A 21,453-nucleotide genomic window follows, 5' to 3' on the forward strand; every position below is an offset into this window, starting at 1 on the left:
CTATGAGCTGCTCAAGAAGAAACTTTTTAGCAGGCGCTGGTGCTGTTATTTTTACCACAGGTGTAGCGGGAACGGCAGCGGTAACAAGTCGTAAGACGTTGGCCAATGTTCAAGAAGATGGCACTAAACGTTATGGAATGATTCATGACGAAACCGCTTGTATTGGTTGTACCGCCTGTACCGAAGCATGTCGTGAAGTAAACAAAGTACCCGAAGGTGTATCGCGCTTAGAAATTATTAAAAGCGAGCCTCAAGGCGAATATCCAAATGTTGATTACCGTTTTACTCGTAACTCTTGCCAACATTGTGATAATGCCCCTTGTGTGATGGTTTGCCCAACAGGGGCGGCCTACAAAGATGAGAAGACAGGCATTGTTGATGTGCACAAAGAGAAGTGTGTTGGTTGTGGTTACTGCTTATTAGCGTGTCCATATCAAGTGCGCTTTTTCCATCCCGAGAATAAATCCGCAGATAAATGTAACTTCTGTCGTGATACCAATCTTGCACAAGGGAAGTTGCCTGCTTGTGTCGAATCTTGCCCGACCAATGCGTTGGTATTTGGCGATCTCAATGATCCTGAGAGTGAGATAAACCAGGTGCTTCAATCGGAAGTGGTTTACAGAGATAAAGCTTATCTAGGTACTCAGCCAAAACTCTATAAAGTGCCACACCAAAAAGGGGAGATTTGATTATGAGTGCATGGGACACAGCTTTTCAGTCTGGTACCGTGGTATGGGACTGGATTATAGCCATCTATCTATTTCTGGCGGGGATGTCGGCGGGTGCCGTCATGATTTCCATTTACCTTAAGCGTAAGGTCATTGAAGGCGATCCTTCTCATAATGGTGTATTAAAGGCGACCGCTTTTCTTGCGCCATTTGGGATCATTTCAGGTCTGCTGATCTTGGTTTTCCACCTGACAAAACCATTGTCATTTTGGAAGATCATGATCTTCTATAATCCAACGTCTGTGATGTCGATGGGTGTGATCTTATTCCAAGTATATATGGTGATCTTGTTTCTTTGGATCGGCATTATATTTAGAGATCAAATCGTCGTGTTCTTGAATGACCAAACCTGGTTAAAAGGGCGACTCGACTTTGTCGGTAACTGGATTGGCAAATTAGAAGTGTTTGAGAATGCTCTGGAAATATTCTTAGCGGTTCTTGCTCTTATGCTTGCCGCTTATACCGGATTCTTGCTTTCAGCTTTAAATACCTTCCCACTATTGAATAACCCCGTGTTACCGATTTTGTTCTTATTCTCGAGCTTATCCTCGGGCGCGGCGGCGTGTATTTTATTTGGTGTGCTGGTCTTTAAAGAATCACCTCATAGCCCGACTATTTCATGGATCCACGGATTCGAACGTCCAGTCGTGATGTTTGAATTGTTTGTTCTAATTACTTTCTTTACTGGGCTTATCTTCGCTGGTGGTCAAAGTGAGCAAGCCGTATGGAACGCAATTGGCAGTGGCTTCTGGGCAAGTTGGTTCTGGTATGGCGTCATCGGTGTGGGCATGATTTTACCGTTGTTGCTGAATGCCGTTACGCCGACTTCAATTCGCCATAGCTCGGTGTATATTTTCTCCGTGACTTCGCTAAGCCTAATGGGCGTATTAATGCTGCGAACTTTTGTCCTTTATGCAGGGCAGTTAACGCTCGCTTAATTTCGCGCAAGTTTATTAGTGAGCAGATGTTGGATACTAGACATCTGCTTATTAATGAACATGCTTTTAGTAAACATGAGATGCGTGTTCAGATCGGCTCTGCTCTAGCGGAGCCTTATTGAGGTGATATGGTCGGTTCTTTGGGGCTGTTTAGTTTAGTGTTGGTTGCTGTACTCAGTAGCATTATTGGTGTGCATTCGTTTTATCAAATGCTAAACAAACGGACGCAAAATATAAGTTTAATCCGCAGTTTCTCTCTTTCAAGTGCATTGTTTTCTCTCACTTCTGTCGCATTGCTTGGCTATGCCTTTGTCAGTGATGACTTCTCTATCCTCTATGTCGCTGAACATTCAAATACTCAATTATCCTCATTTTTTAAGTTAGCAGCTGTATGGGCTGGTCATGAAGGTTCGTTGTTATTTTGGGTACTGACCATCAGTTGTTGGTCGGGTGTTATTGCCTTACAAAAACACTATTCGAATGAATACCAAAGCCGTGTGTTGTGGGTGATGAACGTACTATTGGCAATCTTCGCTTGGTTTACTTTGCTTGCATCAAACCCATTTGAGATGAACTCGACCTTACCGCTTGAAGGGCGTGACCTTAACCCAATGCTGCAAGATGTCGGCCTGATCTTTCACCCTCCATTACTTTACCTTGGCTATGTCGGATTTTCTGTGGTGCTGGCATTTGCCGTTGCCGCTTTGCTGGTTGATCCTATTGAGTTTGATTGGGTTGCCCATTGTCGCAGTTGGTGTCTAGTCGCTTGGATCTTTTTAACCGCTGGGATCATTCTTGGCTCTTGGTGGGCGTATTACGAATTAGGTTGGGGCGGCTGGTGGTTCTGGGATCCGGTTGAAAATGCGAGCTTGTTGCCGTGGCTTACTTCGACCGCTTTACTGCACAGCCTAGGCGTTGCAAAGGGCAAACAACAGTTACTGAAATGGTCTCTCAGTCTCGCTTTCATTACGTTTTGTTTGAGTATATTAGGCACCTTTATTGTTCGTTCTGGCGTACTCACATCGGTACACGCTTTTGCAGTCGACCCAACCAAAGGGATCGCACTGCTGCTTATATTAGTTCTGGTGCTGGTGAGTTCATTTTCTCTGCTTATCGTCAGAGGAGAGTCTTTTGAATCTAATCCGATTACCAGCTTCGCCAGCAAAAGCTTTTTGAGCTTAGTCGCGGTGCTTATTTTTGTTCTGGCGACTGCTGTCGTGGTGTTCGGAACATTTTATCCAATGGTATTTGAACTGCTCGGGTTGGGAAACATCTCGGTCGGTGCACCTTACTTTAATCTATTGATTGCACCTTTGGCTTTGCTTGCGTTAGCCGTCGTCGGCTTAGCCCCTTTGTTGAGCATTAAGCCTCAAGCGTCGAAAGGCGTTATGATGCTGATCGCTTTAGTATCTATTTGCCTCGGGTTCGCCTGTTACGCTTGGCAAGTAGAGAAGATCCAAGTGATGGCTCTGATGACATGGTCACTCGCATTTTGGGTTTTACTCACTCATGTTTATGGCTTAGTGGTGACGCGAAGCTCCAAGTTCCAACGCAAAGTCTGGGTGATGATGTTGGCTCATGTTGGGATTGCCGTTCTAGCCATAGGCGCTGCAATGAACAGTTACCACTCATTCGAACGCAGTTATAAATTGAGCCCAGGCGAACAGGTTGAGTTTATGGACTGGACGCTTGCTCATGAAGATACAGAGCTTTATGTCGCCTCAAATTTTACTGCTGAAAAGGCGATACTTAAGCTAGATACTGGCGAGAAAAGTTTTTCCATTACACCTGAAAGAAGACATTACCAAGTTCGAGTGATGAACATGAGCGAGCCTGCAATGAAGTGGTTCTGGCATGGCGATGTGTATATCACCATGGGTGAGAAAGTTGATGCTACCGCTTATGCATTTCGAGTTCAGTACAAAGCGTATGCTCGTTGGATATGGTTTGGTGGGCTGTTCTCAATTCTAGGTGCTGTGCTTTCACTGACCAATCGCAAAAAGAAAACCGTTAAGGCTGCACAGTATGCATACCAGCGTTCGTAACAAGCTCATCACGTTAATTATCTTGGCATTAATGGTGGTGTTGGGTTTTGCCTTTGCGCTCAATAATAAGCAGCAATCGACGATTGTGTCGGAGCAAAAAAGGGCATTTCCAGAATTCATATCTACTGCGTTAGCGAGTAGTGAACAGTACATTACGTTGGCTGATATCACGCCGTACCCTTATCAACTGGTTAATGTATGGGCTTCATGGTGTGGTATTTGTAAAACAGAACACGCGTTTTTACTCGAACTACAAAAGAAAGGCATTCCAATTGTTGGCCTCAATTATCGCGATAACCCCGGCGCCGCGCTCAATGTTCTATCCAACGACGGTAACCCATACTCAAAAGTGATCAGTGACCCTCAAGGGAAGTTGGCTTTAGAGCTCGGTGTCATAGGGACCCCTGAGACGTACTTGGTCGATGGCGATGGCCAAATTATTAAGAAGTTATTGGGCGTGATTAATGACTCTATATGGAAAGAGGAGCTTGCCATGTATTTTAATGGTGCGAATGGATGATGAAATATTTGGTGCGAATACTGGTTATACTCTCTTCGACTGTTGCTATTAGCTTTCCGGGAATGGCAGGAGATCTGTTTACAACCAATAATAAGAATACAAGCATTCAAGTTGAACTGTTTGAGTTTGACAACTCAGAACAGCAGCAGCGAGCTATTTCCTTGGCAAAAAGACTACGTTGTCCGCAATGTCAGAATCAAAATCTTATTGAGTCGAATTCTCCCATCGCAAAAGATTTACGTCTTGTTGTGTTCAATAGGGTAAAAGCTGGAGAGAGTGATCGTGAAATTACTCAATATATGACGGAAAGGTTCGGTGAATTTGTACTTTATAAGCCGGCAATGAACGCTTCAAACTTATTACTTTGGCTACTACCCAGTCTATTATTTCTATTGTTTATATATCTATCAGTAAAAAGTGTTAGAAAGAGCTCATAAAAGTCATGTATTATTGTTTACCAATTGACCTGTATTTTGTAACATTAAAAGATTATAAAGGCTAAGCACTGTTATATAAGGATGTATTCGTGGATAACGTAATCTCAAATCTAAAAAAAGAGTTCCATACCCATGTCCAAGCAGATAAATGGGGTGAAAAATACAGTGCCAAGTCAAGTGTATCTACTCTGACCCCGGAAGAGTTGACCGAATTGCAAAACGCCTGAGTTCAATTAGTCATCTGGAAGCAAACACAAGTTGGTTGATAAGCGGTCAAGGTATAACTACAGTTTTAGTCAACCACTACAAGTAGACTTATTTATAACCCATATTGGTCACGCCAATGTGGTTTTTTTTCTTATGTGAACATTTATTGTTATAACATAACAATTTGTGCCTGTTCGATCTTGAAAAAAATTGTTAACAGCCTCATAGTGTCTATCATTAGATAGTTCGCTACAAAATATTGCCTAGATATATAATGTAGTGTTGTTAAATACATCGAATTTTCAAGTGAGTATAGCTATGGCGGAAGTGCGTGCCAGAATAGATTTGAAAGTAGGGGTAACAAGCAGTATTGATGCTGAGCTTCTGTCTTTTCATGGTTTGAAAACAGATAAAGAGCATGTTGCTGTGATATTTAGGTCAGCAGATAAGACACAAGACATACCTCTTGTTCGCATGCATTCTGAATGTCTTACTGGTGATGTTTTCCATTCATCTCGTTGTGACTGTGGTGAGCAGTTAGACGAAACCATAAGGATTATGGGTGAAACGGGTGGTGTGATTCTTTATTTACGCCAAGAAGGGCGCGGTATTGGTTTGTATAACAAAATTGATGCTTACCGTCTTCAAAGTGAAGGAATGAACACGTATGAAGCAAATAATCACCTAGGCTTTGGTGATGATTTGCGTGATTTTACAGAAGCGGCTGAAATGCTACGAGCTTTAGGTACCACTAAAATCCGTTTGCTGACCAATAACCCTAAGAAGATCAATGAGCTTAGATCTTTTGGTATTGAGATTGAAGAAGTGGTAAAGACCTCTGCTCATATAAAGTCGGGTAACGAAAGCTACCTCAAGGCAAAAGTCTCACACGGAAAACATAATTTGGATATCTGACTCGCCTCTTTGTTGCGTATAACACAAAAATGTTTAAAGACCTCACCTTCGTGAGGTTTTTTTGTATTTATCTTGCAATAAAATTGTAAGTTTGTATTATTTTAATCCGTAGTGTAAATGATAATGGTTTGCACTATTACTACGAATAATAATTTAAAGCTCAACAAGGATGCTTCATGACCATTAAATCTTTAGTGACAAAAGCCGTAACTTCGTCACTCATTTTTGCCTCTGCTTCTTCTTTCGCAGCAGTAACTCAAGATCAAGTTGTAGAACATTACGCAGATATCGCGCATGCAGTATTTGCCGATTCAGTAGTTACAGCAAAAGCGTTGAACTCTTCTATTGATACCTTCTTAGCTTCTCCTTCTGCTGGCAACTTCGAACAAGTCAAACAAGCTTGGCTTGAGTCTCGTGTTCCTTACCAACAATCTGAAGTGTTCCGCTTTGGTAACGTTGTTGTTGATGATTGGGAAGGCCAACTAAACGCATGGCCACTAGATGAAGGCCTTATCGACTACGTTTCTTCTGATTACCAATATGAGCTTGGTAACGAAGGCGCTAGCGCAAACATCGTTGCGAACAAGACTTTCCAAATTGGTCAGACGACTGTTGATGCAACGAACATCACCCCTGAGCTAATCGCAGACCTTAACGAGATCGGCGGTTCTGAAGCGAACGTAGCATCTGGCTACCACGCGATTGAATTCCTACTTTGGGGCCAAGATTTAAACGGTACTAACAGCGGTGCAGGTGAGCGTGCTTACACTGACTTCGTTGTTGGCGCTGAGTGTACTAATGGTAACTGTGACCGTCGTGGCGCATACCTAAAAGCATCAGCTGAGCTACTTATCCAAGACCTAGAGTGGATGGAAAAGCAGTGGGCTGAAGGCGAGAAAGGCAACTACCGTCAAGAGCTTCTTTCTGAATCTAGCGAGAACGGCCTACGTAAAATGCTATTTGGCATGGGTTCACTGTCTCTAGGTGAGCTAGCGGGCGAGCGTATGAAGGTGGCACTAGAAGCTAACTCGACTGAAGACGAGCACGATTGTTTCTCTGATAACACGCACAACTCTCACTACTACAACGAGCAAGGCATCTACAACGTTTACACGGGCCTATACAAGCGTGAAGACGGCACTCTACTTTCAGGTCCAAGCCTGTTTGACTTAGTAGAGCAAAAAGACGAGCAAGCTGCGAAAGAGATTCAAAAGCAGTTTGACCTAGCACGTGCACAAGTAGGTGAATTAGTAACGTCTGCAGAGAAAAACAACCAGCACTTCGACCAGCTAATTGCTGCTGACAACGCGGCAGGTAACGCACTCGTAAACAAAACTATTGTGGCGCTAGTGTCTCAAACCGCTGCAATTGAGCGTGCTGCTGGTGTGATTGGTATTGATAGCCTAAACCCAGACACGGCTGATCACGAGTTCTAAGAACCTGAGTCTAAAACTAATGTAAGGGCTCTCATTGAGCCCTTAATTGTTTGCTATTCAAGAAAGCCACTCCCAAATAAAAACTAAAATCAAAAACACAGCAAGGCAATGTATGAAGTCGTATCTCTCAGCCTCACTATTAACCGCACTGTTTTTCGTATCCCCATTACACGCCCATGAAACCTACTCTGGTGGTAAAACGACCGTGAAAAAAGAGGGAGCGAACGCTTTTTCCCTTCCCGCAGCCAACCTACCAATGAGTAAACGCTTGGATTTCAGCGTGGGTAACAGCTTCTTTAGAAACCCTTGGGTTCCTGCGCCGTCGTCAACGGATGCTCGTGATGGATTAGGACCACTATTTAATACTAACGGCTGTCAAAACTGCCACATCAAAGATGGTCGTGGTCACGCGCCAGAAAAAGGCGATGAGAACGCAGTATCCATGTTGGTTCGTTTAAGTATTCCGTCTGAAACGCCAGAGCAAAGACAAGCCTTTATTCGCGATGGTGGTATTCCAGAACCGACTTACGGCGGTCAGCTACAAGATTTCGCACTTCAAGGTGTAAAACCAGAGGGTAAAGTGAACATCAGTTACACCGATGTTCCTGTTGAATTCAAAGACGGCACTGTCGTTACTCTACGTAAACCCATTTTAAAAATTACTGATCTTGCGTTCGGTGAGATGCACCCAAAAACTGAGTTTTCAGCTCGAGTTGCTCCGCCCATGATCGGCCTTGGCTTGCTTGAGAGCATTCCAAAAGAAACAATTCTAGGGTTTGCTGAGCAACAGTTGGCCGACAAACAGGGCGTGTCGGGTAAAGCCAACTATGTTCTTGATGTTCAAACCAATGACATGGCGCTCGGCCGTTTCGGTTGGAAAGCCGGACAGCCAAACCTAATGCAGCAAAACGCAGCGGCATTTAACGGTGACTTAGGTCTAACGAGTCGTTTATTCCCGAATGAAAACTGCACTTCAGCGCAATCAACCTGTGATGATTTTCCGAATGGTGGCGAGCCAGAAGTCAGCGACAACATCTTAGATTTCGTTGAGTTCTATTCGCAGCACTTAGCGGTTCCAATTCGTCGTAACGTAGATAACCCAGCTGTCGTGCAAGGTAAAAAACTGTTCAAAGACGTTGGCTGTCAAAGCTGTCACCAAGCCGAATTCCGCACCGCAGAGCGAGAAGATCTGCCTGCATTGTCTAATCAGTTAATTAGCCCATACACGGACATGTTGCTACACGACATGGGTGAAGGCTTAGCCGACAACCGCCCTGAGTATCTTGCTAATGGTCAAGAGTGGCGCACCACGCCATTGTGGGGATTAGGCTATACCAAAGAAGTGAACGGTCACACCTTCTTGCTTCATGACGGTCGTGCAAGAAACGTTATGGAAGCGGTCCTATGGCACGGAGGCGAAGCTGAAATGGCGAAACAAAAAGTTTTGTCTTTGAATGCGACTGAGCGTGAAGCACTGCTGGCGTTTTTGAACTCGCTATAGTCGGACTGATATTCAGTAGCTCAACGGCCCAGTTAACTTAAAGAACAAGCTAACCCCAAGAAAACGTTAACCTAAAGAATACACCACTGAACTTGTAGGAATGCGAGGCCAGCGGTAATTTTTAAATCTGTTGAACTCATATAATTAAAAGAAAAACTAGGAAGTAAGGTAACAGCATGACACATAAATTTTTGTTAATGCCTTTGTCGGTATTAATCATGGCAGGCTGCCAATCATCGGGTGAGCAAACGGCTTCATCTGAGTTTAACGGTGTCTCTTATCAAGCAGACACGACCGCTCATATCAGTCGTAGCGTGTATCAACAAGAGTTTGATTCAGCGTTGCTATTTGCTAAGCAAGCCAGTGAACTAGAAGTCTTGATGCAGGGTTACTGTGAAACCAAAAATGTTGAGCTAGATGCTTTGAAAGATCAGTGGCAGCTCACGATGAACAATTGGATGGCACTGCAAGGCCAAGAAAGAGGCCCAACAGCGGCACTTGAAGAGAGTTGGAATGTTCAGTTTTGGCCAGATAAAAAGAACACCACAGGCTTAAAAATGCGTCAGCTGACTCAGCAAGATAAAGCTTGGTCACAAGACGAAATCGCGCAGCAGAGTGTGACCGTTCAAGGGCTAGGCGCGTTGGAGTGGTCTCTGTACGACGAACAGTCTCCATTGCTTCAAGATAAAGCGCTAGGGTGTTTATCTTCACAAGCTATCGCACAAAACTTGGCAATGAAATCGGCTTCTATTGCTGAAGCTTGGCAAGTTAACCCTTGGTTAGCGCAAGACGAGACTCGTTGGGAATCGGAATACATCGCTTTATTGACTAACCAACTTGATTACAGCATGAAAAAACTGAGTCGTCCGATGGCGAAAATCGGTCATCCGCGTCCCTACTTCTCAGAATCATGGCGAGCACAAACCTCGATGACTCAACTAAAAGCCAATGTAGCAGCACTTCAAAAGCTTTATTTGGCTGATGGCAATGGCCTAGACGGCTTATTGAGAGAGAAGGGCTTAAGCGACCTTGCTGATCGTGTTGCTGACCAATTTACGCTAACGCTAGATACTTGGCCTACAGAATCAAGTTTGTTCGAGTTATTGCAGAGCAAAGAGGGCTACCGAGATGTGCTGACTCAATACAACAAACTAGAACACTTGAAGTACCTGATTCATGAAGAAGTGGCGATAGAGCTTGGCGTGGTAATAGGGTTTAATGCTACCGATGGTGACTGATAATACGCGAAGAACGCTACTCAAGGCTGCACTGGGTTGCGCAGCTGTTCCAGTACTGCCATTTGGGTGTGCGACTCGAAAGAGTGTATCGAATGATCCCCAGTTGATTGGCTGTGCGCTAAATGGTCGTGGCCAATATTCAGCGGTTGTGGCTGACGAATATGGGATGCCATTGAACCAACTACCGATCCCCGATCGTGGTCATGGCGTCGCTATTTGCCCAACCTCATCGCATGCTGTGGTGTTTGCTCGTCGTCCTGGTGACTATTTTATGGTGTTTGACTACAAAAATGGCGAACAGATCAAAATGGTGGTGAAAGGTAACAACCGCCACTTCTATGGTCATGGTGTTTACTCATTAGATGGCAAATTACTGTATGCCACTGAAGGGAAAACGGACAGCAGCCAAGGTGTGATTGGCGTTTACGATGTCGCGCAAGGGTATCGTAAGGTCGCAGAGTTCACCGGTTTTGGCATTGGCCCTCATGAAGTGATCGTCATGCCCGATGGTAATCTCGCGATCGGCGTTGGTGGTGTTCATACTGATGGCAGAACACCGAAAAACTTGGATTCAATGCAACCGAGCTTAAGTTATGTATCTCCTGAAGGTGTACTACTTGAGCAAGTGGAGCTGTTGGACAAGAAGCTAAGCATTCGACACTTAGCCCATGATGGTGCTGAAACCGTGCTTTGTGGCCAGCAATATCGTGGTGAGCCAGATGAGTATCCTTCGCTTTTGGCGATGCATACTAAAGGCGGGCAGTTTGAATCACTGAACGCAGAACCAGAACAATGGGCAAGGTTCAATCACTACATCGCCAGCATTGCGGCGTCAGATGACTGGATTATTGCGACCTCACCACGAGGGAATTGCTACGGTATTTGGTCTAAAGAGACGAAAGAATTAGTAGAACTCTCTGCGCTGTCGGATGCTTCTGGTGCAGTGCTGCTTGATGGAGAGTTTCGACTTAGCTCTGGGGCGGGTAATGTGATTAGCCAACGTACACCTTATCAAAAGTCGACACAGCAGTCGCCCATCCAGTGGGATAATCATTGGAGCTCTATCTGATTTATATCGCCTCGTAAAAATAACATGCTCACTCCGATTTTTTTGCCATACTTATTGGATGATAGGAAATGGAGTGAAGCATGTTCGCGAAATACTTCTGTGGATTGTTGGCGTTAGTTTCTGTGCATGCATGGAGCTATACGAGTTCTGACGAGAGTCGATTTATACCGGCTGATTCAGAGCTCTCTTTTATGCTGATTTATCCAGAACTCACCCAAAGTATTTATCAAGACTCTTCTCTTCCTATTCTTTGGGATTCACCTGAACTTGTTAAAGCGTTTGAATTTCAGCTGTCGCTTTTAGAGCAAGCGCAAATGGCCCCCCTTTTTGATCGACAACTTAAGCAAATCCGTCAATATCAATCTCGAGGTCAATGGCAAGAGTTAGACATCTTACTCACCGACACCTTTATCTATTACTTAAGCTACGTTGAAAACGCGCCACTAGCCGGTAAGGCGTGGTACTTTTCAGGTAAATTGCATTCTAAGCTGCCAGCGCCTTCCCCTCATATTCTTATGAGATTAAAAAGCAGTGTAGCCGATGATTATTTGTTAGAAATGGTGCTGTCTTACGCGCCTCCTGTTGGTAACTTCGATCAATTTAAGGCGACTTACTCTGTCCTAAAAACTGCTTCTGAACTCTCTATTGATCGATATAAACAAAAGGGTTTGAAACGGTTGGGGGACTTGATTTCAAACAAAACCGTTCTCGTGGAGCGCATAGCTTTAGTGGGTGTCGACACATCAATGATTGCTGTCGATTTTCCCAAGTTTGATCACGACTTAGAAAGCGCGGTTAAGTTGTTTCAACACATGCATGGCCTGACAGCCGATGGAATTATCGGGCCTAATACGATCAAGTGGATAAACATGGGCTTCGATGATCGATTGAATGCGTTAGCCTTAAATGCAGAACGCGTTCGCTTGTGGCCAAGAAATAGAGACTCTCTCATTGTGGTGAATGTTCCTAGCTTTGATATGAAGTATTGGGAGGGTGGCGAAGAGGTGTTTGAGTCCAAAGTCGTCGTAGGCAGAAAGTCGCGAAAAACACCACTTTTAGAGATAAACCTAGATTCGGTCATCCTAAACCCGACTTGGAATGTGCCATGGAAAATCATGGTGAAAGACATCCTGCCCAAGGTAAAAGCGGATGAAAGCTACCTAGAAACGCACAACTTCCAAGTGATTGACGGTTGGCGCACTATGGAGACGGTCGATACCACAGAGATCGATTGGCAGACCATCAATTTTAACTCGTTTCCATATCGCATGCGTCAACAGGCTGGATCGAGTAATGCATTAGGTTTGTATAAATTTAATACTCCTAATAAACGAGCGATCTATTTGCACGATACGCCAAGTAAAAGCCTGTTCAATAGTGACTCCCGTGCCTATAGCTCAGGCTGTATACGTGTCGAGTATGCGGAACAACTAGCAAAGTTGTTGTTTGCAACTAAGGTAAGAAAAGTTCCCAATCAGAGCTATGAGCTTGCTCCTAACACTAAGGTTCGTCTCAGAAAGAGGATTCCGGTACATATCATCTATCAAACCGTGTTGTTTGAAGAGGAGGGGATCCAATACCGTAGTGACATCTATCAATACGACAAAGAGGGCGGTTGATTCAAATCTGATTAGAAAAGGCGATATTGACCAAAAAATGACAACGTCGTTTCTATTGATAAAATTATAATGTGTATCAATAACTAACGTTTAAAAGGTTAGAGTTACTGGCCTTTTGGTGCGTTTTTGTACGTTGACGCAGCAATTCTCATTATGTATCGTGCGTTTTTTGTTCGATGTAATTGGGTTTTCTTGCTGTATGTCTCAAAGTTTATTTTCTCGCCGTCAGTTTTTGGCTTACGCTGGTGGTACTGCTGTTATAGCTTCAATCACTCCTTCTATTGCTTTTGCTTCGTACCCAGATCGACCAAGAACGATTAGTATGAATAACCTTCACACCGGTGAGAGATTAGAGACCTGTTATTTCGATGGCACTAATTATGTTGGTGATGAGATGGCTCGCCTAAGCAAATTATGTCGTGATTTCCGCCGAAACGAGATTCATCCAATGGATAAGAATCTATTTGATCAAATAACTCAGATTCAAAATGTCTTAGGTATTCAAGAAGAAGTTCAAATTATTTCTGGCTACCGCTCTCCAACGACGAATGAAGCGTTACGCTCTAAGTCGAGTGGTGTGGCGAAGAAGAGCTACCACATGTTAGGCAAAGCGATCGATTTTCGTATTGATGGTGTGGATTTGAAAGAGTTGAGAGATGTAGCTAAAAGCTTAAATGCAGGTGGTGTGGGTTATTATGCGCGTAGTAACTTTATCCATATTGATACTGGCCCAGTACGCAGCTGGTAGAGCTAAGCTTAGTGGAAGAGCGATACGGTAGACACTTGTCAAAGTAGACATCCAATGTCATAGTTTGCCCAAATTTCAGTTTGCCCTCTAAGGTTTATATATGTCTCTTAAGTATCAAGTTGTACCTGTTACCTCTTTTTCTCAAAACTGCTCGATTGTATGGTGTGATGAAACCATGGAAGGCATCGTCGTCGATCCGGGCGGTGATGTTCAACAACTAGCGGCTATCATCGAAGAACTAGGTATTAAGGTGGTGAACTTGGTATTGACGCACGGTCACTTAGATCATGTCGGCGGCACTGTACCCCTTGCTGAGATCTTGAAGGTGAATATTGTTGGTCCACACAAGGCAGATAATTTTTGGCTTCAAGGCCTAGAGAATCAAAGTCAGATGTTTGGTTTCCCTCTGTGTAAAGCCTTTGAACCAAATACTTGGCTAGATGAGGGTGACAAAGTGACTTTTGGTCACCAAGTTATCGATGTGTTCCACACTCCGGGCCACACACCTGGCCACGTTGTACTGTTCAGTGAGCAAGCTCGTCTAGCATTCGTTGGTGATGTGTTGTTTAACGGTGCGATTGGTCGTACTGATTTCCCTCAAGGGGATTTCAACACGCTGATTGCTTCAATCAAAACTAAGCTTTGGCCGTTAGGCAATGACGTAACATTTGTTCCAGGTCATGGCCCTGAATCTACATTTGGTCGTGAGCGCGCATCTAACCCGTTCGTCGCGGATGAAATGCCTCTATACTAATTAAGTCTTTGATTGAGAGTCGATTATTCGTGCTGTTCGATTGATTGAAAAGGAAGCTTAGTTTTTTGAAAGCTAAGCTTTTTTATTACGTGTTTGTTTTAATCTCAAACGTGTTCACTTTAATCAGAAAGCCGCTCAGCGGCAGCCAAGTAGCGTCGAGCTAATCCAATAAACTCTTCTCCACTCATATCCAAATCTTGAGTTGATATGAAAATATCATAACCGTGGAAACTTCTTTGGTACTTCATCCTATTCGCAAGCATTGCCTGTAACCCAGAATAGTTTTTAATGACTGTGTTTTGATTCTTCGGTTCATTGGATGAATCAGAGCTAGTCTGTGTTTGGCTATCGATGAAGCTAACTTCGTCAGTATTTTGTGATTCTTTATATTGGCTCAGTTCAACACAACCATTTTCAGTACAGCGAGTGTGGTAATGCGATGAGTCGAGCACTATATCCTCAAAGTTTGACTCTTTACCCGCTTGTTTAGCTCCTAGGTACAAAAGTGCTCGTTGGCTCAGTAATAACTCACAAGTGATCTTTGGGCAGATAGAGTCAAGATAGGGCGAGTAATCCTTAATCTTAATACCGACCCAAGGTAAAGGTTGGTGCCACCCTTCTTGTTCATAAGTACACAGGCCAATTTTTTGAATGTTGCGCCATTGTAAAACCCAACCACCTTTATAAAAGTGTTGCTGAAAATGAGTTGGAGTGAGTGTAAGCATCACTCTACTTCGCAGCATTAAATAATACCCAGTCCCCAGAAGAACAATAATACAAAATGCGCCGACGATTAGTAGCTTTGCATTATCGCTGTATAGAGCAACGATTAAGCAAATGAAACCCAAGGTAACAGCGATAATTCGGTACGAGCGTGTGAATGAAGGTAAAGAGAAATTTGTAAGGTGACGAGTGTCCATAGGCAACACCAAGTTTTCATATTTTTGTCTGGATGGATAACCAGTATATATGACCCTGAATTGATAAGTCGATGTTTAAATAATAGACTGTAGTAGACAATATCGGTATTTTTCGTCGACTTTCGACGCTTCACTCTACAAATAGTTCCTGTTTTTTGGTATAAATCGCGCTTCAAATTTTCACCACTGCGATAAGAGCAGTGAACTGGAGAAATATTCAATGAGACTTGCTCATAAGCGTAAGGTGCAGGCTAAACTGCAGAAACGCATTAAAGCGGCTGTAGTAAACGCAGTGGCAACGCCTAAAACAGCGAAGCCTGTCGCAGAGAAAGTGGTAGCAGAAAAACCTGTAGCAGCAAAACCAGCGGTAGAGAAAACAGTAGCAGCAACTAAAGACGTCGCTGTCGCACTGACTCCTAAGCAACAACAAGTTCTAGATATCGTTGTTAGCAATGCTGATGGCATTAACCCTAAAGGTATCGGTCTAAAAGCTGGTCAAGAAGACGCGAAAGCAGCTTCATGGGCAACAGGCGCATTGAAAAAACTTCTTGAAGAAAACCTAGTAGCGAAAGAACAGCTAGCAGGTAACAAGGTTATCTACAAAGCTATCTAATCCCTTAGGATTATATTCGCTTCGTTAAGTTTTTAAGCCTCGATCATCGAGGCTTTTTTGTATCTGACGAATCGTGCCAAACTCAGTTTTACAGCTTCACATCTCACCTTTTGCTCTTCGAAAATGATTCCCTTGTCTGACGTTCATGCGCTTTATTAGTAAGTATTAAAGTAGGGCGTCTGTAGTGATAAATTGCTGGTTGATATCCCCAGAATGTAGCAACGAATTGACTCTTATCACGCAATGGGAATCAATTGTTAATTTCGGCTCAATAGATCTACTTAAGTATTTATCAATAAGCACTCTTCTCGTGAATAAAGTGAGTCCTTTAAAATCGACATCTCTCAATGATCTCCTACGTAGTTCTACGTAATCCTTTGGTCTAATACGCAGTTTGTGTGAGTCCGTGGTGCGTGCTCTCCCTGATATCTAGTTGCCTCATCAAGATTCATTCTTATGTTGAATCACAAAAAATACTCAAAGAAAGAGTATTAACCCAACAAAAGGACGTGAACATGAGTCTCATTTCTAACTCCCTCACACGAGTTTTTAAAAACGTTGCAGTAACTGCAGCGGCTTGTTTAGCTTTGGTCGCTACCGGTGCAACTGCTGCTGATAAGGTTTATCGCTTGAAGCTTGCTGAAACATGGGGACCAAACTTCCCTGTATTCGGTGACGCGACCAAGAACATGGCTGCGATGGCTGAGAAAATGTCGAATGGCCGACTGCAAATCAGAATCGATTCAGCGAACAAACACAAAGCACCACTTGGCGTTTTTGACATGGTTAAGTCTGGTCAATACGATATGGGTCACTCAGGCTCTTATTACTGGAAAGGTAAAGTTCCAAATACTCTTTACTTCACTTCTATGCCTTTTGGTATGACCCCTGCAGAGCAATACGCGTGGTTCTATCACGGTGGTGGTATGGAGTTGATGGAGCAGGTTTACTCTCCACACAACTTGATGTCATTTCCCGGCGGTAATACTGATGTTCAAATGGGCGGTTGGTTTCAAAAAGAGATCAACAGTGTCGAAGATCTACAAGGTTTGAAAATGCGGATCCCAGGCTTTGCCGGTGAGATTCTAGCAGAGCTAGGCGCTAAACCTACCAATATTGCCCCAGGAGAGCTTTACACGTCGCTAGAGCGTCGCACAATTGATGCGTTAGAGTGGGTTGGTCCATCACTTGATTTACGAATGGGTTTTCACAAGATCGCGCCGTACTACTACACAGGTTGGCATGAGCCGGGTTCTGAGCTTCAATTCCTAGTGAACAAACGCACTTGGAACAAGCTTCCTGAAGACCTACAAGAAATCTTACGTGTTTCAATGCGCACCGCGGCTTACGACATGTACACGCAAGCTACACATGAAAGTGGCAAGAACTGGGTTTCAATGAAGACAGAATACCCAGATGTTCAAGTGAAAGATTTCCCACCAGAAGTCATGTCTGCATTGAAAGAAGCGAACGATCGCCTACTTGCTGCACATGCTGAGAAAGATGCATTGGCAAAAGAAATTCAAGCTTCACAAGCTAGTTACCTAGAGCAAGTGCGCTCGTGGACGGATATTTCACACAGAGCTTACCTTAATAGCCAAGCGAAATAATCGACCGCTGTTGAACTAAAGCTAAATGAACCCAAAGTTTTTCTTGTTAGGTAACTAAGAGTGACTAAGCGGCGGGTTCATTTAAACCATAATAATTAAGCGGGATAAATCCTGTAATACGCCCAAGAATCCTTTCTACATCGAACAGCTTGTTAGCCCGCTGAGCGATGTCTTTTCAAATTCCATGGAGTCGGGAATGCGAAGTCTAATTTATATTGAACGCCTATTTAATCGTATCGGTGATGCACTGGGATGGCTTTCCAGTATGTTGTTTATTTTACTTATCGCCAACGTCGTGTATGACGTTGTTATGAGATATGTCTTCAATGATGTCTCAATCGCGTTTCAAGAAATGGAATGGCACCTATTCTCAGCCGTTTTCTTATTAGGTGTTCCTTATGCCATCAAAGCGGGTGGTCATGTGCGAGTGGATGTGTTCTATGAACAATTGAGTTTTAAAGCCCAGGCAATTATTGATTTACTTGGCACATTTATCTTTTTGATGCCTTTCTGTTTATTGGTTGCTTGGTTTGGTATTGATGTTGCCAAAGAGAGTTATGAATTAGGTGAGACCTCAGGCGATCCCGGCGGTCTGCCGTATCGCTGGATCATTAAAGCTATGATCCCGCTGTCATTCTTCTTAATGGCACTCAGTGGCGTCGGTTTGATCCTGCATTCATTGAACAAGATTTTTAATCCGCACCTTATCCATGCAAATAATATTCATGCAAAGAACAAGTAGAGGCTGAACATGATTGGAATAGTAATGTTTTTTGTCGCCTTGTTTGCACTTTTACTTGGCTTCCCAGTAGCATTTACCTTTGGTGGTATCGCGTTAATCTTTGGTGTTTGGGCTGAAGGCATTGAAATGTTTGCCTTCATGCCATATCGAATTCAATCGATCATGGAAAATACGGTGCTGATGGCCGTTCCCTTGTTCGTTTTTATGGGGCTTGTTCTACAAAAGACCAAGCTTGCTGAGCAGTTACTTGAGTCAATGGGTCGACTGTTTGGTGGTGTTCGAGGTGGTATTGCTATCTCGACCGTACTCGTGGGGTCGTTACTTGCCGCTTCAACGGGCGTAGTAGGGGCCTCGGTGGTTGCCATGGGGCTTATCTCTTTACCAGTTATGCTCAAGTACAACTACGACAAAGGCTTAGCCTGCGGCACCATTTGTGCTTCTGGCACGCTTGGGCAAATCATTCCACCATCGATAGTTCTCATTCTATTGGGTGATGTACTGGGTGTGCCAGTTGGCGATTTGTTCCAAGCGGCGATTTGGCCGGGCGTAATGTTAGTCGGTGCTTATATCGTGTACATATTGATATACGCGAAGCTAAACCCCGAGTCGGCTCAGCCAATCGAGCGCGATGACTCGATCAGCCGCAAGCAAGAAGTGTTTAATGCGCTTAAAGCGATTCTCCCACCTCTAGCGCTCATCATCGTGGTATTGGGATCTATCTTTGCAGGTGTGGCAACGCCAACTGAATCGGCAGCGTTAGGTGGTGCCGGTGCATTGGTTCTCGCACTGTTATACGGTCAGTTTAGTTGGTCGATGGTATTTGCTGCGTCTAAAGAGACTGTGAAGGTTACCGCAATGGTCTTTGCAATCTTGCTTGGTGCCACTGCATTTTCGATGGCGTTTACTTATACCGGTGGCGACTATCTGGTCGAAGAGTGGATGCTGCAACTACCAGGTGAAAAGTGGGGCTTCTTAATCATCACCATGTTGGTTATTTTGATTTTGGGTTTCTTCATCGACTTTGTAGAGATCTGTTTCATCATCGTCCCGATCATAGCGCCAGTGGCTGAATTGATGGGCATCAACATGACTTGGTTCGCTATCCTTATCGCAATGAACCTACAAACTTCATTCCTAACGCCGCCATTTGGCTTCAGTTTGTTCTATTTGAAGGGAGTTTCACCGAAAGGAATCACTACCAAGGATATCTACCGAGGTGTGATGCCGTTCATTCTAATTCAAATCATCGTACTTGGATCACTTCTCGCTTTCCCATCTTTCTATGGAATGTGAGTGAAGCCTAGAATGTGAATGATATGTTTCAACGGCTATCTATAAATTGGTAAAGTAAAACGGCTTATTGGTATTCAGTAAGCCGTTTTTTGTGAGGGAAAGGAATGCCTCTTAAAGCTAAGCTGATTTTGTTGACGTTACTCCCGTTGCTGCTGGTAACGGCGAGCATAAGTTGGATCTCGTTACACCAAACCAAAACGTTGGGTGCGAAAGAGGTCGAGATCTTCAGAGACAGCTTAATTAAATCTCGTGAAAACGCCCTCAAAGATACGGTCGATCTCGCATTTGATGCCATCGAGCACATCTACAACGACCCAGAGATCCAAGAAGCACACGCCAAGACTGAGGTTCGGAGTATATTATCTAAACTTAGATATGGGTCCGATGGGTATTTTTTCGCATACGATCGTCATGGAACCAATTTAGTCCATCCAATACAGCCTGAATTGATAGGGAAAAACTTACTTCAACTGCAAGATGAAGATGGCGACTTTCTTATAGAGGCCCTGCTAAAAGAGGCTCAAACAGGTGGCGGGTTTCACCAGTATTTGTGGCAAAAACCATCAACGAGAGAGGTCGTTCCGAAGTTGAGTTATGCTGCTTGGTTAGAACGATGGGGGTGGATGATTGGCACGGGCTTGTATATTGAAGACGTGCATCAGGAAGTGGCTTCAATGCAGGATGCGATCAACAAAAATATTGAAACCACGTTCTTTTCTATCGTTGTAATTATTAGTGTGACAGTGGCGGTGATCATTGTGCTTACATTAGCCATTAACATGCATGAACACCGTATTGCCGATAACAATTTAAAGGAACTTGCCCATAAAACGGTAATGTTTCAAGAAGACGAAAAGAAACACTTAGCTCGTGAACTACATGATGGTATTAACCAGCTACTAGTCTCAAGTCGTTGTCATTTGGAGTTGTTAGGTTATAAGTTACAAAGTGAAGATCTGAAGTCCCATTTGAATAAGTCTCAGCACTCATTAATGAGAGCTATTGAGGAGGTCAGGCATATTTCTCACCAGCTTCGCCCTAGCTCTCTGGATGATATTGGCTTGGAAGCGGCTTTATCGTCATTACTCTTAGATTTTCAGGCTCACTCTGGTATTGAAGTTGATACTTTATTTAAAACCAATCCTGGAAAATTGAAATCGGAGGTCGCAACGACCTTGTATCGAGTTGTACAAGAGTCATTGAATAATATAGAGAAGCACGCAAAAGCTACCAAGGTAACGGTTATTGCACAACAAATCGGCAATGTATTGCAATTGCTGATTCAAGATAACGGTGTGGGTTTTAATACTTATAAAGCGATGGAAAAACGAGGGATTGGGCTACGCAATATGAGAGAGCGAGTGGAGTTCATTGGTGGTGATTTTGAATTGATGAGCGAGATTGGCTTCGGAACGGAAATTACAGTGTTGTTGACACTAGAGGGATTAGTGAATGAGTGAAGTTATTCGAGTTGTGATCGTTGACGATCACCAAGTGGTATTGGATGGCTTTATGGCGAGGTTGGAGCTTGAGTCAGAGATTAGCGTGATAGGTACTGCTAGCAATGGTTTAGAAGCGGTAGAAATAGTTAAAACTCTTCGTCCTGACGTTGTGTTAATGGACATCAGTATGCCCATCATGAATGGTATTGACGCGACTAACCAGATCAAAGAAGAGGACTCTGAAGCGAAAGTACTGATGTTGACCATGCATAACAACCGTGAATACATCATGAAAGTGATGCAGTCAGGAGCGGTTGGATATATGTTGAAAGAGATTTCCGCAGAAAAGATGGTTCAAGCGATCAAAACGGTGAATCAAGGGTCGACTTATTTTTGCGAAAAAGTGACGCAAAACCTATTTACTCAGCCGATTACCCCACCACAATCGGTAAAGAATCCATTGAGCAGACGTGAAGAAGCGGTGTTGAAATTGGTAGCGAAAGGGGAGAGTAGTAAAGAAGTCGCGAAGACACTGAATATCAGTTATAGGACAGTCGAAACCCATAGGCAAAATATTAAGCATAAGCTGGATATTCACTCAACTGCGGAGTTGGCTAAGTATGCTGTTAATTCTGGTCTTGTAGAGTTATCTTACGCTAATTCACATTAAAAGTGTAA

21 protein-coding genes are annotated in these 21,453 nt (G+C 43.7%); 20 read left to right on the plus strand and 1 reads right to left on the minus strand.

Annotated elements, in window-relative coordinates:
- The first annotated feature begins 2 nt into the window (after nt 1-2).
- The 14 genes from nrfC to OCT63_RS06655 all read left to right on the plus strand — a co-directional run bounded on the left by nrfC (nt 3) and on the right by OCT63_RS06655 (nt 14,155).
- Nucleotides 3-689 (plus strand): cytochrome c nitrite reductase Fe-S protein, encoded by a 687-nt coding sequence (gene nrfC / locus OCT63_RS06590; RefSeq protein ID WP_060467487.1) that lies wholly within the window; start codon nt 3-5, stop codon nt 687-689.
- Nucleotides 690-691: 2 nt separating this feature from the next.
- The gene (nrfD, locus tag OCT63_RS06595) at nt 692-1,666 is read left to right on the plus strand and encodes a cytochrome c nitrite reductase subunit NrfD (RefSeq protein WP_269983405.1); all 975 of its coding nucleotides are present in this window, start codon (nt 692-694) and stop codon (nt 1,664-1,666) included.
- A 128-nt stretch (nt 1,667-1,794) separates the two neighbouring features.
- On the plus strand, nt 1,795-3,711 hold the full coding sequence (locus OCT63_RS06600) for a heme lyase CcmF/NrfE family subunit (protein WP_269983406.1): 1,917 nt from the start codon (nt 1,795-1,797) through the stop codon (nt 3,709-3,711).
- Nucleotides 3,692-4,231 (plus strand): DsbE family thiol:disulfide interchange protein, encoded by a 540-nt coding sequence (locus OCT63_RS06605; protein WP_161685863.1) that lies wholly within the window; start codon nt 3,692-3,694, stop codon nt 4,229-4,231. The genes OCT63_RS06600 and OCT63_RS06605 overlap by 20 nt, the downstream gene beginning before the upstream one ends.
- On the plus strand, nt 4,228-4,668 hold the full coding sequence (locus OCT63_RS06610) for a cytochrome c-type biogenesis protein (protein ID WP_161685861.1): 441 nt from the start codon (nt 4,228-4,230) through the stop codon (nt 4,666-4,668). Before OCT63_RS06605 ends, OCT63_RS06610 begins: the two co-directional genes overlap by 4 nt.
- 89 nt (nt 4,669-4,757) lie before the next feature.
- The gene (locus OCT63_RS06615) at nt 4,758-4,895 is read left to right on the plus strand and encodes a hypothetical protein (RefSeq protein ID WP_269983407.1); all 138 of its coding nucleotides are present in this window, start codon (nt 4,758-4,760) and stop codon (nt 4,893-4,895) included.
- Between the two features lie 298 nt (nt 4,896-5,193).
- Nucleotides 5,194-5,790, plus strand: coding sequence for a GTP cyclohydrolase II (locus tag OCT63_RS06620; protein WP_269983408.1), 597 nt, complete (start codon nt 5,194-5,196; stop codon nt 5,788-5,790).
- A gap of 176 nt (nt 5,791-5,966) precedes the next feature.
- Nucleotides 5,967-7,226, plus strand: coding sequence for an imelysin family protein (locus OCT63_RS06625; RefSeq protein WP_161685859.1), 1,260 nt, complete (start codon nt 5,967-5,969; stop codon nt 7,224-7,226).
- A 112-nt stretch (nt 7,227-7,338) separates the two neighbouring features.
- Complete coding sequence (locus OCT63_RS06630; protein WP_161685857.1) at nt 7,339-8,727, plus strand: di-heme oxidoreductase family protein; 1,389 nt, start codon at nt 7,339-7,341, stop codon at nt 8,725-8,727.
- Nucleotides 8,728-8,903: 176 nt separating this feature from the next.
- A complete protein-coding gene (locus OCT63_RS06635) occupies nt 8,904-9,965 on the plus strand; it encodes an imelysin family protein (RefSeq protein WP_269983409.1) in 1,062 nt (353 codons plus the stop codon).
- Nucleotides 9,955-11,034, plus strand: coding sequence for a DUF1513 domain-containing protein (locus OCT63_RS06640; RefSeq protein ID WP_161685851.1), 1,080 nt, complete (start codon nt 9,955-9,957; stop codon nt 11,032-11,034). The genes OCT63_RS06635 and OCT63_RS06640 overlap by 11 nt, the downstream gene beginning before the upstream one ends.
- 80 nt (nt 11,035-11,114) lie before the next feature.
- A complete protein-coding gene (locus tag OCT63_RS06645) occupies nt 11,115-12,653 on the plus strand; it encodes a L,D-transpeptidase family protein (protein WP_060467497.1) in 1,539 nt (512 codons plus the stop codon).
- A gap of 199 nt (nt 12,654-12,852) precedes the next feature.
- A complete protein-coding gene (locus OCT63_RS06650) occupies nt 12,853-13,401 on the plus strand; it encodes a YcbK family protein (RefSeq protein ID WP_269983410.1) in 549 nt (182 codons plus the stop codon).
- A 100-nt stretch (nt 13,402-13,501) separates the two neighbouring features.
- The gene (locus OCT63_RS06655; protein WP_161685847.1) at nt 13,502-14,155 is read left to right on the plus strand and encodes an MBL fold metallo-hydrolase; all 654 of its coding nucleotides are present in this window, start codon (nt 13,502-13,504) and stop codon (nt 14,153-14,155) included.
- Between the two features lie 119 nt (nt 14,156-14,274).
- Here OCT63_RS06655 and OCT63_RS06660 read toward each other — a convergent pair whose 3' ends face one another.
- The gene (locus tag OCT63_RS06660; RefSeq protein WP_161685845.1) at nt 14,275-15,075 is read right to left on the minus strand and encodes a DUF2982 domain-containing protein; all 801 of its coding nucleotides are present in this window, start codon (nt 15,073-15,075) and stop codon (nt 14,275-14,277) included.
- Nucleotides 15,076-15,295: 220 nt separating this feature from the next.
- On the opposite strand from OCT63_RS06660, the gene OCT63_RS06665 reads away from it, so the two are divergent.
- The 6 genes from OCT63_RS06665 (at nt 15,296) to OCT63_RS06690 (ending at nt 21,445) form a co-directional block, all read left to right on the plus strand.
- Nucleotides 15,296-15,688, plus strand: coding sequence for a MarR family transcriptional regulator (locus OCT63_RS06665; protein WP_161685843.1), 393 nt, complete (start codon nt 15,296-15,298; stop codon nt 15,686-15,688).
- A 509-nt stretch (nt 15,689-16,197) separates the two neighbouring features.
- Nucleotides 16,198-17,298, plus strand: coding sequence for a TRAP transporter substrate-binding protein (locus OCT63_RS06670; protein WP_420031207.1), 1,101 nt, complete (start codon nt 16,198-16,200; stop codon nt 17,296-17,298).
- Nucleotides 17,299-17,494: 196 nt separating this feature from the next.
- Entirely contained in the window at nt 17,495-18,040 is a 546-nt protein-coding gene (locus OCT63_RS06675) for a TRAP transporter small permease subunit (protein WP_237668491.1), read from the plus strand.
- Between the two features lie 9 nt (nt 18,041-18,049).
- The gene (locus OCT63_RS06680; protein ID WP_077680284.1) at nt 18,050-19,333 is read left to right on the plus strand and encodes a TRAP transporter large permease; all 1,284 of its coding nucleotides are present in this window, start codon (nt 18,050-18,052) and stop codon (nt 19,331-19,333) included.
- Nucleotides 19,334-19,437: 104 nt separating this feature from the next.
- Nucleotides 19,438-20,793 (plus strand): cache domain-containing protein, encoded by a 1,356-nt coding sequence (locus OCT63_RS06685; RefSeq protein WP_060467505.1) that lies wholly within the window; start codon nt 19,438-19,440, stop codon nt 20,791-20,793.
- The gene (locus OCT63_RS06690) at nt 20,786-21,445 is read left to right on the plus strand and encodes a response regulator transcription factor (protein WP_269983411.1); all 660 of its coding nucleotides are present in this window, start codon (nt 20,786-20,788) and stop codon (nt 21,443-21,445) included. The genes OCT63_RS06685 and OCT63_RS06690 overlap by 8 nt, the downstream gene beginning before the upstream one ends.
- Nucleotides 21,446-21,453: the final 8 nt, after the last annotated feature.

The sequence above is a fragment of the Vibrio sp. RW genome (assembly GCF_027587105.1).
Classification (GTDB): Bacteria; Pseudomonadota; Gammaproteobacteria; order Enterobacterales; family Vibrionaceae; genus Vibrio; species Vibrio toranzoniae.